The following is a 13358-nucleotide window of genomic DNA, read 5'->3' as shown; positions in this document are numbered from 1 at the left end:
GAGTGGTGGGGCAAGAGCGKGTTACTTTTTTAGGCGTTTGTAAAAAAGTGACCCGCTGTAAGAGCGGAACCATAAGTGGCCGTTACCGCAGCAACGGATATGTACACAAATCAAAAAATCCAAAACAAAAAAAAGGCGACCGAAGTCGCCCAAAATGCCTTGCGTGCTCATGTATCCGAAAAGACCTAAGGCCTCTTACGCTTATTAGCGTCTTTCCAGATAAAAATTCCAAACCCTACAAAGAACATCACCATGAGGCCAACCGTCAGCACTCCGGCAAACACCACATTATCGAAAAACATGACCGGCCTCCTGCACTTGCCCTGTTGCGATAGGGCTAAGTTAACCAAGAAGACGAAAGAAGAAATTGACGAGGATCAATGTCGCCCGCGACGGAGCGTAAAGAAGGGAAATAACTGACCTGCATCAAACGATGCAGGCTATATCAACGCTTTTTCGGTTTGCTTTTCGGCTTTTTCTTGGGCTTCCCCAACGGCATCGCCTGTTCAAACGCCTGGCGCACTTCATTCAGTCGCTTGTCATTCAGATCATGAACACGTTTGGCCCGTTCGGCATTCAGGTCAATCAGCTTGTCATCGTCACTCATGGCTTGGCTTACGTAATGGCTTGGATGCCCCAATAATGCGTCCTGCGCCAATCCCGCGTAAACAAAATCGATGTCATCCCGCGCATTTGCCCGCAAAATCCCCCCATCCCACCCCCTCACACAGAGCGTTCGACGTGGCACTGCACAAGGACCTTCCCCCACTCCTGGCCCTGCGCGCCTTTGAGGCCGTGGCCCGGCATTTGAGTTTTATCAAGGCCGCCGCCGAGCTGTCAGTGACCCAAAGCGCCCTCAGCCATCAAGTGCAGAAACTCGAACAGCATTTGGGCAAACCGCTGTTTATCCGACGCACCCGCGCCATCGATCTGACCGAAGACGGCCAACACTACTACGACCAGATCCGCCCCGCCCTCGACACCATCGCCGCCGCCACCCGCCAGCAGCAAACACCGCCCGCCACCAGCGTACTGCGCATCGGCCTGCTCGCCTCGTTCGCCACCTTGTGGCTGGCACCGCGCCTGGCGGGGTTTCTCAGCCGCTACCCACACATCCAGGTGGAGTTGGTGCCGGCGATTCAGCTGGCAGATGTCGCCGCCGCCGAGGTCGACCTGGCGATTCGCTACGGCAAGGGCGACTGGACCGACGTGCAGGCCACGCGCCTGATGAGCGAAACACTGTCACCCGTCTGCAGCCCGGCGTTCAAGGCCAGCCAACTGGCCAATGGCCCGCTGCTGATGGCCACCTCGCACCGCCCTTTCGAGTGGACCGACTGGTCCCGGCATTATCAGGTGGATGTGGAGCACTACCCCAAGGCGCTGCTGCACGACTACAACATCGTGGTCGAAGCCGCCGTCGCCGGCCAGGGCATCGCCATGGGCCGTCACCGCCTGATCGAACGCAGGCTCAAGGAGGGCACATTGGTGGAGGCCTTCGACTGGCCGCCCTATCAAAGCGAGATCGGTTACTGGCTGATTGCCCCGCATGGCGAAACCAGCACGGCGGCCGCTTGTTTCAGTGAATGGCTGCGGGAAATCTGTGCCGACGCATGAGTTATTTCGATACGTCGAGTTAAATCTATCCGTTTGTCGGCGAAAATCGCCCCGCCCATGCTGAAGACTCTTTCCAAGAGGATTCACCATGAGCCACTCCATCTCACAACGCGTACAAGCCCTCGGCCTGAGCCTGCCGACACCCAGCCAGCCGATTGCCAACTACGTCAATTACGTGATCAGCCAGAACCAGCTGTTCATCTCCGGCCAAATCCCGCTGCTGGACGGCAAACCGACTTACATCGGAAGACTCGGCGAATCCATCAGCGAAGACGAAGGCGCCAAGGCCGCCGAACTCGCGGCGTTGGGCCTGCTGGCACAATTAAGCGATGCCCTTGGCGATGACCTGTCGCGGCTGGTGCGCATCATTCGGTTGGGCGTATTTATCGCCAGCAGCGGTGAGTTCCAGCGCCAGGGTGCAGTCGCCAATGGCGCTTCGAACTTGCTGGTCAACGCCCTCGGCGACAAAGGCCGGCATGCCCGTACGGCCGTGGGCGTCGCCAGCTTGCCGGGCGGCGTAGCCGTGGAGATCGACGCGATTTTCGAGTTGCAGCCGTGACTGCGCTGTCCCTGACCGAGGTCCGGGAGCTGCGGGACGAAACGCCGGGCTGCCAGTCCGGCATCGTCCACTTCAACCACGCCGGGGCCTCCCTGCCCAGCCAAGGGACGCTCGATGCAATCATTGACCAGTTGCAGCGCGAAGCCCGCGACGGCCCGATGGAGGCCGGCGAACACGGCGCACTGCTGACAGAAAAAGCCCGTCGCGCCGCCGCGCAACTGCTCAATGCGCCCGTGTCATCGATTGCCTTCGCCAGCAGTGGCTCGACCGCCTGGAGCATGGCGTTCCAGGCGTTGGGCCCGTGGCAGCCAGGCGACCGCATTCTGGTGGGCCGCCACGAATGGGGCGGCAACCTGGCGAGCATGCAAACGGCCGTGCAATCGGGTGCGCAAGTAGAAGTGATCCCCTGCGATGAAACCGGCGCGGTCTCCGTCGCCGGGCTGGAAGCCATGCTCGACGCCCGGGTGCGGCTGATCGACCTGACCTGGCTCCCCGCCAACAGCGGCTTGATCAACCCGGCCGAGGCCATCGGCGCGTTGGCCAGGCGTCATGGCATTGCCTATTTCATCGACGCCGGGCAAGCCATCGGCCAGGTGCCGGTGGATGTGCAAGCGCTGCACTGCGATGTGCTCAAGGGCGCCGGGCGCAAGCATCTGCGCGGCCCACGCGGGACCGCCCTGCTCTATGTGCGGCCGGATTTTCTCGAGCGCTTGAACCCTGCCCAACGCGATGTGTTTTCGGCGCCCTGGAGCCCTGCGGGATTTGACTTGCGCAACGACGCCCGGCGCTTAGAAACCAGCGAAGTGTCGTTCGCCTTGCTGGCAGGCCTGGGCAATGCGTTGCTGGAGGTCAATCGATTGGGGGTCGAGCGGGTCCGCGAGACGGTCCGGCTATTAAGCGACACAATCCGTGAACAATTGCGCCGAATCGACGGGATTACCTTGCATGACCTGGGAACCAGCGCAAACCAGTCCGGCCTGATCGCGTTCAACCTGGCCGGCTGGGACGCCTTCGAGCTCAAGCGCCGCCTGGGCCTCAAGCGGATCAATATCGGTGCCAATGGCGTGCCCTACACTCCACTGGACATGCAGGCCCGCGAGCTGGACAGCGTGGCGCGAATCTCCGTGAGCTACCTCAATACGGCGCAAGACATCGAGCAACTGATCGCCGCCCTGCGCGAACTGCGGGATTAAACCTCGACGTCCACCCACAAGCCTTGCCGTGGTGCGTCTTCAATCAACGGCACCACCGGCACGGTGTTGTCGGCGTTGAGTTCGTCACCGGGAACAGCCAGGTGCTCCTGCGAGTCTTCATCGGCTTCGCGGCGACGCTTTTGCTGTTCCTGCTGGCGACGTTGCTCCTCGCGCAGCAGCAAAGCCGCTTCCTCGGGATCGCGCTTTTGCAGGTCGATGGTACTTTCGTTGGAGCCTGGCTGAACCGGCGCCACGGGCGGGATATCCGGCTTCTGGCGCACCGGGTCAAGCTGCGACGTGACCGGCACAACACTCAAGGGCAGCATGGGTGGCAGCATATTATTAGTCTCCTGTTCAGCAGACTGTCGGCTGCGTGGGTGACGACTTGAGCGTCAAGCCGCCAACTTGTGAACCAATCGTCATCTATCCGACGAAGATACCGCCCTTTTTCTTGCCGCTTGTAGCTTAAAGCTCGAAGCTGCACCTATTCCTTTTGGTCTGGAAGCCGTGTTCCGTTAGAATAGTCGGCTTTTTCACGGCGGGAGTCAGGCAGCATGGCGCAGCAGTATCAACCGGGGCAACGCTGGATTAGTGACAGCGAAGCAGAGCTGGGGTTAGGCACCGTTCTGGCACAGGACGGCCGCTTGTTAACCGTGCTCTATCCGGCCACTGGCGACACTCGCCAGTATGCGCTACGGAATGCGCCCCTCACTCGCGTGAGGTTTTCGCCGGGTGACACCATCACCCATTTCGAAGGCTGGAAAATGACCGTGCAAGAAGTCGACGACGTCGACGGCCTGCTGGTCTACCACGGCCTCAATGGGCAAAACGAGCAGGTCACCCTGCCGGAAACCCAGCTCTCGAACTTCATCCAGTTCCGCCTGGCCAGCGACCGTCTGTTCGCCGGCCAGATCGACCCGCTGCCCTGGTTCTCCCTGCGCTACCACACCCTGGAACACACCAGTCGCCAGTTGCAGTCCTCGCTCTGGGGCCTGGGCGGCGTACGTGCGCAACCGATCGCGCACCAACTGCACATCGCCCGTGAAGTTGCCGATCGTATCGCGCCGCGGGTTCTGCTGGCGGACGAAGTGGGCCTGGGCAAGACCATCGAAGCCGGCCTGGTGATCCATCGCCAGTTGCTGTCGGGTCGCGCCAACCGCGTGTTGATCCTGGTGCCGGAAAACCTCCAGCACCAGTGGCTGGTGGAAATGCGCCGCCGCTTCAACCTGCAGGTCGCACTGTTCGACGAAGAGCGCTTTATCGAAAGCGATGCCACCAACCCGTTCGAAGACACCCAGCTCGCGCTGGTGGCCCTGGAATGGCTGGTGGACGACGAGAAGGCCCAGGACGCGCTGTTCGCGGCCGGCTGGGACCTGCTGGTGGTCGACGAAGCGCACCACCTGGTCTGGCACGAAGAAAAAGCCAGCCCCGAGTACTCGCTGGTGGAACAACTGGCCGAAGTGATTCCGGGCGTGCTGCTGCTCACTGCAACCCCTGAGCAACTGGGCCAGGACAGCCACTTCGCGCGCCTGCGCCTGCTGGACCCGAACCGTTTCCACGACCTGCACGCCTTTCGCGCCGAGAGCGAAAACTATCGCCCGGTGGCCGAAGCCGTCCAGGAGCTGCTGGACAAGGGCCGTCTTTCGCCCGCCGCCCACAAGACCATCCAGGGTTTCCTCGGCGACGAAGGCGAAGCGCTGCTGACCGCCGTCAACGATGGCGACGCCGAAGCCAGTGCCCGCCTGGTCCGCGAACTGCTGGACCGCCACGGCACCGGCCGTGTGCTGTTCCGCAACACCCGCGCCGCGGTGCAAGGTTTCCCGGAGCGCAAGCTGCACGCCTACCCGCTGCCGTGCCCGGACGAATACCTCGAGCTGCCCCTGGGCGAGCACGCCGAGCTGTACCCGGAAGTCAGCTTCCAGTCGCAGCCGGACGTCGATGAAGAACAACGCTGGTGGCGTTTCGACCCGCGCGTCGAATGGCTGATCGACCAGCTGAAGATGCTCAAGCGCACCAAAGTCCTGGTGATCTGCGCCCACGCCGAAACCGCCATGGACCTGGAAGACGCCCTGCGCGTGCGCTCCGGCATCCCGGCCACGGTGTTCCACGAGGGCATGAACATCCTCGAGCGCGACCGCGCTGCCGCCTACTTTGCGGACGAAGAATTCGGCGCCCAGGTGCTGATCTGCTCGGAAATCGGCAGTGAAGGCCGCAACTTCCAGTTCTCCCACCACCTGGTGCTGTTCGACCTGCCGTCCCACCCGGACTTGCTGGAACAACGGATCGGCCGTCTGGACCGGATCGGCCAGAAACATGTGATCGAACTGCACGTGCCGTACCTGGAAACCAGCCCGCAAGAGCGCCTGTTCCAGTGGTACCACGAGGCGCTGAACGCGTTCCTCAACACCTGCCCGACCGGCAACGCCTTGCAGCACCAGTTCGGCCCGCGCCTGCTGCCGCTGCTGGAAAACGCCGACGACGGCGAGTGGCAAGGGCTGATCGACGAAGCCCGTGCCGAGCGCGAGCGCCTCGAAGCCGAACTGCACACCGGCCGCGACCGTTTGCTGGAGCTCAACTCCGGCGGCGCTGGCGAAGGTGATGCGCTGGTGGAAGCGATCCTTGAGCAAGACGACCAGTTCACCCTGCCGATCTACATGGAAACCCTGTTCGACGCCTTCGGCATCGACAGCGAAGACCATTCGGAAAACGCGCTGATCCTCAAACCCAGCGAAAAAATGCTCGACGCCAGCTTCCCCCTGGGCGACGACGAAGGTGTGACCATCACCTACGACCGTAACCAGGCGCTGTCGCGCGAAGACATGCAGTTCATTACCTGGGAACACCCGATGGTGCAGGGCGGCATGGACCTGGTGCTGTCCGGTTCCATGGGCAACACCGCCGTGGCGCTGATCAAGAACAAGGCGCTCAAGCCGGGCACCGTGTTGCTGGAACTGCTCTACGTCAGCGAAGTGGTTGCTCCGCGTTCGCTGCAGTTGGGCCGTTACCTGCCACCGGCGGCACTGCGTTGCCTGCTGGATGCCAATGGCAATGACCTGTCGGGCCGCGTGTCGTTCCTGACCTTGAACGACCAGCTGGAAAGCGTGCCGCGGGCCAGCGCCAACAAGTTCGTGCAGGCCCAGCGCGACCAGCTGACGCCGCGGATCAACGCCGGTGAAGAGAAGATCGCCCCGCGTCACGCCGAGCGTGTGGCCGAGGCTCAACGTCGCCTGGCGGCGGATACCGACGAAGAACTGGCGCGCCTGACCGCGTTGCAAGCGGTCAACCCGACCGTGCGCGACAGCGAACTGGTTGCCCTGCGCCAACAGCGCGAGCAAGGCCTGGCGATGCTCGACAAGGCGGCGCTGCGACTGGAAGCGATTCGGGTGTTGGTCGCGGGCTAACTTCGCCGCCCTACCCTGCCAAACAAAAAGGCCCGCGCAATGCGGGCCTTTTTTATTCACTGTAGACATCGTTGTTATTGATGACCTCTTCGCGAGCAAGCCCGCTCCCACATTTGACCGAGTTCCATCTTGAGAATGCGGTCAAATGTGGGAGCGGGCTTGCTCGCGAAGGCGTCACCTCGGTCTCAGGCAGTAACCGCCCTGGCCGGCACCTCCGCCACCCCCAACCCATCCTTCATCCGCTTGGCATCGTGCACAAAACTGCGGGACGCCTGGAACAGAAACAGCATGGTCAAAAACAGCGCCACCGGGATCAGGTACATGGCGTCATGCAGTCCCACCGCCTTGTAAGCCTCAGTCATCTGCTGGGCACCGTCGGCATACATCGCCGAATGGGCAAAATGATCCGACAACCCGCCCACCACAATCGGCCCCATGCCCCCGCCCAGCAAATACAAGCCGGCGAAGAACAATGCCATCGCCGTCGCCCGCAGGCGCGGCTCGACCACGTCCTGGATCGCCGTGTACACGCAGGTGTAGAAGTTATAGGCAAACAGCCAGCCGACACTGAACAGCGCCACAAACACACCAATCTCGATCCGCCCCGCGTGCAACGCCCAGGCAGTGGTCACTGTAGAGATAATCAAACTGCACGCCGCGAACAGCAGCCGGCCGTTAGCGATGCGTTGATGGATCTTGTCGGCAATCCAGCCGCCCAGGGTCAGGCCCACCAGGCCGGTAATACCGACGATGACACCGGTGGCGACTGCCGCATCCTGCAACGGCAGCAGGAAATAGCGCTGCAGCATCGGCACCAGGAACGAGTTGCAGGCATAGGTGGCGAAGTTGAAGCACAACCCGGCCAGCACCAGCCAGAGGAATGTCGGCACCGCCAGCACCCGGCGAATCGGCCGGTCGACTTTCTCCTGGGAGACTTGCACGGCTTCCGCCGCGCCGCGCTTGGGTTCCTTGATGTAGAACATGAACACCGCAAGGATCAGCCCCGGCACCGCGGCAATAAAGAATGGCGCACGCCAGCTGTCGAACGCCTTGACCATCGCACCAATGGTGAAGAAGGCCAGCAACAGGCCCAAGGGCAGGCCCAGCATGAAGATCCCCATGGCCCGGGCACGGCGGTGGGCGGGAAACAGGTCACCGATCAGCGAGTTTGCCGCCGGCGCATAACTGGCCTCGCCGATGCCGATGCCCATGCGCACCAGCAAAAAGGTCCAGAAACTGCCCACCAGACCATTGACCGCTGTCAGGCCACTCCACGCCGCCAGGCCCCAGCCCATGAGTTTGCTGCGCGAGCCGGTATCGGCCAGGCGCCCCAGCGGCAAGCCGGCAATTGCATAAACAATGGTGAACGCGGTACCGATGATCCCGAGCTGGAAGTCGCTGAGGTGCCACTCCATGCGGATCGGCTCGATGATGATCGCGGGAATGGTGCGGTCGAAAAAGTTGAACAGGTTGGCCAGGAACAGCAGGAACAGAATGCGCCAGGCATTCGCCGCTTGGGTCGAGTTCTGCATGGGTCCGTCTCTTTTATTGTTATGTGAGCCGCGATGCCAGACGCATCCTGAGCCCGGAACCTGCAATCTAGTCAGCCTCGTGGGGATTGTCTGTAATGATTCGTAAGTCTGATGTCACTCCATCGGGCGACCCGGGCGGTCATCCCTAATCATTTGGTTCTAGTTGTTTATAAACTCATCGCCAAATGATTAGAAGCAATCTGCCATCAATCCTTGTAACTCGCTCACGCTCTCTATACTGAAAGACGCAGTCAGACTAAAACTCTGTGACGGGACATGCTATGGAATGGCTTGGTTTGCATTTTTTTACCGACCTTCCGGACAGTGGGCACTTATTACTCAATTGCAGTCATAACCCCTTTCTGGTGCTACTGGCGTATGTAGTGGCGTGTGCAGCGGGCTTCGGCACCCTGGACATGGCCGAGCGGGTCGGCCATGTCGACAACCCCAAGGCTCAACGGCACTGGCGCTGGGTAGGCGCGGGCTGCCTGGCAGGCGGCATCTGGTCGACCCACTTCATCAGCATGCTGGCCTTCCAGGCGCCTATCGCGATTCACTACGAATTGATCATGACATTCGCCTCGCTGCTGATCGCCCTGATCGCGGCGCTGTTCGCCATGCAAACCCTTAGTCATCCAAGGCTGCGCGCCCACCAATATGTGCTGGCGTCGGTGTGGATGGGGCTGGGTATTGCGCTGATGCACTACGTGGGCATGTCGGCCATGCGCTCCGAGGCGGGCGTGTATTTCGAGACTGGCTTGTTCCTCGCCTCTGTGTTGATCGCGATCGGCGCCAGCCTGGCGGCGTTGCTGCTGTCGCTGTACCTGCGCAACGGCACCGGCATGTTCCATCAATTGCTCAAGTACGCGGCCAGCCTGGTGCTCGGCGCGGGCATTATCAGCATGCACTTCACCGGCATGGCGGCCATGCAGCTGCTGGTACCCGAAGACCTCGTACAGTCGGCACTGCCGGTGGACAACAACCCGGTCCAACTGGGGTTGCTGGTGGCGGTCATCGCCCTGCTGGTGATTGGCAGCAGCATCAGTGCTGCCCTCGCGGACAAGAAGCTGCAACACAAGGAAACCGACCTGCGCCGGGTCAACGCCCTGCTCACCGAACTGGACCAGGCCCGCGCCTCGCTGCAACAGGTGGCGCATTACGATGCCCTGACCACCCTGCTCAACCGCCGTGGTTTCAACCAGATCTTCGCCGAGAAACTCGCGGAAAAAACCGCCACCGACGGCATGCTGGCGGTGATTTTCCTGGATATCGACCACTTCAAGCGCATCAACGACAGCCTCGGCCATGACGCCGGCGACGAACTGCTGACGGTGCTGGCCGGCCATATCAAAAGCTCGGTGCGCAGCCATGACGACGTGGTCGCGCGGTTTGGCGGTGATGAATTCTGCATCCTGATCAGCATCCATCACCGCGATGAAGCGCGGCACATGGCCCAGCGCATCATGCAGAAAATGAAAGACCCCATCGAACTGGCCGGCCGGCGCATGGTGATGACCACCAGCATCGGCATCAGCCTGTTTCCCGAAGACGGCAAAACCAGCGAAGAGCTGCTGAAGACCGCTGACCTGGCGCTGTATCAGTCCAAGGATGCCGGGCGTAACAGCCTGAACTTCTTCAGCTCCAACCTGAAAACCCGGGCCTTCCTGGAACTGCAGCTGGAAGAGGAACTGCGCGCCGCACTGCGGGGCAAGAACGAGTTGGTGCTGTTTTACCAACCGATACTTGACCTGAAAAAAGGCAGGGTCACGCGCCTCGAAGCCCTGGTGCGCTGGCAACACCCCCAACATGGCCTGCTGACCCCGGACCGGTTCATCGGCATTGCCGAAAGCAACGGGCTGATTGCCGAACTGGATCACTGGGTGCTGCGCCAGGCCTGCCACGACCTGAGCCTGCTGTCGGAACAAGGCCACACCGAATTGGTCATGGCCGTGAACTGCTCGGCCCTGAACCTGACCCGTGACGAGTTGGCCGATGAGATCGAAAACGCCCTGCGCTTCGGCGGGATCGCCGCCAATCGCCTGGAACTGGAAGTAACCGAGAACGCGCTGATGGGTAATATCAGCAGCACCCTGGCATTGCTGCGGCAAATCCGCGCCCTGGGCGTGTCGCTGTCCATCGACGACTTCGGCACCGGCTACTCGTCCCTCGCCTACCTTAAGCGCCTGCCGTTGAACACCTTGAAAATCGACCGTTCATTTATCCAGGATATCCCCAAGTCGAACGCCGACATCGAGATCGTCCAGGCCATTATCGGCATGGCCCACACCCTGCACCTGCAGGTGGTGACAGAGGGCGTGGAAACCCTGCAACAATTTGAAGTGGTGCAAAAACACGGCTGTGATTTTGTTCAGGGTTACCTGCTCAGCGCTGCGGTGCCGTTGAGTGATATCAGCGCGGTGATCAACAGCCTGGACCAGAACAACATGTTCAGCCTGCTGGGCCTGACGGGGGGTGACCCCGCGCCGAAAGATCCGCCTTCGGGTCGTGCGGGCCCGGCGTCCATCGTTCGGCCAATTCGCTGACGCCGTTTATTTGGCAAATCGCCATCATTTCACTAAAGAACCCCGACGAACGGCCGATTCATCAGAGTCCGGCCAGGCTTTCCCCTTAAAACCCTAGGGTTAAACCCTATCGCCCAGGACCAGGACGCACTGTAAAGTCGCGATCTCTCATTCTGTGATGGCTATTTGATACTTACTCAGCCATCCGTCCAGGCACATGGCGCACAATGACTTCTAAAAATAACTCTGCCACCGCGGTATCCGACGTGTTGCTGACAGCCCCTGCGGAAAAACCCTCAGGTTCAAAGTCATTGAGCACCGCCCGCCCACTGGCCACCCAGCAGTACCTGTACTTCACCGAAACCAACACCGACCGTATCCTCGACAACCTCGACGGCCTGCGCGACATGGTGTTCCCGCGCGCACCGCACATGGAAGTCGACGGTGAACTGCGCAATGAGCAGGAATTCCCCTCGGTGTGCCTGATCGGCCTGGGCCGCTGTGGCTCCAACATTGCCCTGGATGTGGCAGAGCTGGTGTACAACGCCCGCAAGTTCTACCTCAACGAATTCAGCAACGAAGACAAATCCACCGACAAGGGCTACCGCCCCGCCCAGTGGATTCGCAACAACCTGCGCCTGGGTTCGAACAAGGGCACCAAACCGGTGTTCCTGGTCGAGCCGCTGGTGATGCTGGGCGACCTGGACAAGGACATTGCCGGGCGCATCCGTTTCTCGCGCAAGGGTGAGAAAAGCGGTTTCCTGCGGGACTACAGCAAGATGAAAATCATGGACCTCTCGGAAGTCCATGCCGGCGGCGCCGGTAACGCGCCGATCCTTGGCCAGTACCTGGCCAAAATCATCCTCAACAAAGACACCCAACGTTTTTCCAGCCCCGACTGGAAGATGATCCACTCGTACCTGATCGACTCCTGCGGCATCAAGGCCAACCAGTCGCGCCTGTACTTCTCGATCTTCAGTGCCGGCGGCGGTACCGGTTCAGGCATGGCCTCGGAGTTCGGCCTGGCCCAGCAGCACTCGTACATGAACAAGACGTTCGACACCAAGCCCGCCGATGAACATGACAGCAAAAGCGGTCACGCCTTCGTGTTCGAACCGATCTTCACCAGCGGGATTTGTGTGCTGCCGAACATCTCCGATCACCGCAGCGAAATGTCAGAGGCGCTGCACATCAACGCCGGGCGGCTGTTGTGCAAATACCTGTCGGAAGAATGGGACTTCTCGTACAACTTCGACAATGAAGACAGCAGCGAAGCCAGCGTGAAAGGCCGTATCCGACCGTGGAACGCGATGATGCTGATCTCCAACGACATCATGCGTTACGCCGAGGAAAGCGATGACGGCAACATCCAGAACATTGATGTCAATGCCATGGAAAAGCACGCCAACCAGTACATCTCGCAGCAGATCTTCAACATTCTGACGGCCCAGGCGGTTACCACCGACTACGACCAGAACTACTTCCGTCGCGCCGGGATCGACATTGGCGAGACCATCCGCCTGGATGCCAACGACCTGTTCATGAGCCTGGCCGGCCCGGTAGCGATTGCCTATGCCGAATCGGTGGTGCCGGAAACGCCGGCGCCTTCGAGCGACAAGTTCAAGGTGTTCGAAAAAGAGCCGCAGCGGCTGAACATCGACGACTTGTTTTTCCGTTCCATTGATCTGCCGCACTTCAACAAGGTGACCCAGGCGATCGAAGGCATCAGCCTGTTGCCGATTGAGTCCAAGCGGTACAAGGCCTCCCTGGAGCAGTACAAGAATTCCGGCTATGACGCGGCGGCGTTGCATGACTTGCACTTCTTCAAGAACTGCTCGTCGGTGGTGTCGATTGTGTCGTTGCCCAAGGATTACAAGCTGTCCTATATGGACCTGAATCGCCTCAAGACGCACCTCAACAGCCTGTTTCCCAATACGACGCTCAAACGGTATGCGCTGGTGATCGGGGCGTCGGCCAACCTATCGCTGACCACGTTGATCGCCAAGAGCCCGTGCCTGTCTGATGATTTCCTGACGTTGATCGTGGCGTTTATCAAGCGCTGTTTTGCGCGTAATCCGTATCGGTTTGATGACACCCTGGATAACTCGATCCTGGATTTCATCATCCATGAGGATTTTGATGAAGACCGGATTGATGAGCTGCTCAACGAGTTCGAGAACCCGGCGAAGATCCTGGATACCAACTGGTATGCGATCAAGCCGATGTACGAGAAGAAGTATCGTGAGTTGATCAACGACAAGGACAAGTTTGTGTCGATCAACGATATTCGTCTGTCGCGGGATTGTGTGAAGAAGGCGATCAAGTACCTGCGTGAGATTTATCGTCACCGGATTGGGAAGACCAAGGTTATTTCGCTGAATAACCATACCGGGAAGACGGCGTAGGCTTTGTTGCTGAGGTGGGGTGTATATCCGTTATTCAGGTAACGGCGACTTATGGTTCCGCTCTTACAGCGGCTCACTTTTGAACAGCGCAAAAGTAAGCAAAACGCTCTTGCCCCACCACTCGGCACCTCG

The 13358-nt window shown here is 60.2% G+C and carries 10 protein-coding genes; 6 read left to right on the top strand and 4 right to left on the bottom strand.

The genetic code is table 11. From position 1 onward, the window contains the following. Positions 1 to 185: 185 nt before the first annotated feature. Complete coding sequence (gene ccoM, locus A462_RS35100) at positions 186 to 302, bottom strand: cytochrome c oxidase subunit CcoM (protein WP_003210916.1); 117 nt, start codon at positions 300 to 302, stop codon at positions 186 to 188. Between the two features lie 143 nt (positions 303 to 445). Beyond that, a complete protein-coding gene (locus A462_RS34145; RefSeq protein ID WP_143495551.1) occupies positions 446 to 748 on the bottom strand; it encodes a hypothetical protein in 303 nt (100 codons plus the stop codon). Between A462_RS34145 and A462_RS31480 the strand changes: the two genes are divergently transcribed. The 3 genes from A462_RS31480 (at position 742) to A462_RS31490 (ending at position 3366) form a co-directional block, all read left to right on the top strand. Next, the gene (locus tag A462_RS31480) at positions 742 to 1614 is read left to right on the top strand and encodes a LysR substrate-binding domain-containing protein (protein WP_008430429.1); all 873 of its coding nucleotides are present in this window, start codon (positions 742 to 744) and stop codon (positions 1612 to 1614) included. The genes A462_RS34145 and A462_RS31480 overlap by 7 nt on opposite strands. 88 nt (positions 1615 to 1702) lie before the next feature. After that, entirely contained in the window at positions 1703 to 2173 is a 471-nt protein-coding gene (locus A462_RS31485; protein ID WP_008430427.1) for a RidA family protein, read from the top strand. Further along, positions 2170 to 3366 carry an aminotransferase class V-fold PLP-dependent enzyme gene (locus tag A462_RS31490; RefSeq protein ID WP_008430426.1) on the top strand — a complete coding sequence of 399 codons (1197 nt, stop codon included), beginning with the start codon at positions 2170 to 2172 and terminating at the stop codon, positions 3364 to 3366. Before A462_RS31485 ends, A462_RS31490 begins: the two co-directional genes overlap by 4 nt. On the opposite strand, the gene A462_RS31495 is transcribed toward A462_RS31490, so the two are convergent. Next, on the bottom strand, positions 3363 to 3704 hold the full coding sequence (locus A462_RS31495; protein WP_008430424.1) for a hypothetical protein: 342 nt from the start codon (positions 3702 to 3704) through the stop codon (positions 3363 to 3365). The two genes, A462_RS31490 and A462_RS31495, sit on opposite strands and share 4 nt — an antisense overlap. Positions 3705 to 3920: 216 nt before the next feature. Here A462_RS31495 and rapA point away from each other — a divergent pair, with 216 nt between their 5' ends. Next, the gene (gene rapA / locus A462_RS31500) at positions 3921 to 6767 is read left to right on the top strand and encodes an RNA polymerase-associated protein RapA (RefSeq protein ID WP_003210909.1); all 2847 of its coding nucleotides are present in this window, start codon (positions 3921 to 3923) and stop codon (positions 6765 to 6767) included. 185 nt (positions 6768 to 6952) lie between these two features. Here rapA and A462_RS31505 read toward each other — a convergent pair whose 3' ends face one another. Continuing rightward, entirely contained in the window at positions 6953 to 8299 is a 1347-nt protein-coding gene (locus A462_RS31505) for a spinster family MFS transporter (protein WP_008430422.1), read from the bottom strand. Positions 8300 to 8580: 281 nt separating this feature from the next. On the opposite strand from A462_RS31505, the gene A462_RS31510 reads away from it, so the two are divergent. Together A462_RS31510 and A462_RS31515 are read left to right on the top strand one after the other, a co-directional pair. Continuing rightward, positions 8581 to 10842: a putative bifunctional diguanylate cyclase/phosphodiesterase gene (locus A462_RS31510; protein ID WP_008430421.1), complete on the top strand. Its 2262-nt coding sequence runs from the start codon at positions 8581 to 8583 to the stop codon at positions 10840 to 10842. Positions 10843 to 11048: 206 nt separating this feature from the next. Next, on the top strand, positions 11049 to 13226 hold the full coding sequence (locus A462_RS31515) for a hypothetical protein (RefSeq protein WP_032898560.1): 2178 nt from the start codon (positions 11049 to 11051) through the stop codon (positions 13224 to 13226). Positions 13227 to 13358 lie beyond the last annotated feature (132 nt).

Origin of the sequence: Pseudomonas sp. Ag1 (assembly GCF_000278565.1) — a bacterium.
In the GTDB taxonomy this organism is placed as follows: domain Bacteria; phylum Pseudomonadota; class Gammaproteobacteria; order Pseudomonadales; family Pseudomonadaceae; genus Aquipseudomonas.
Note: the sequence above shows the minus strand (reverse complement) of the source record. Positions and strands in the feature narration are given on the sequence as shown.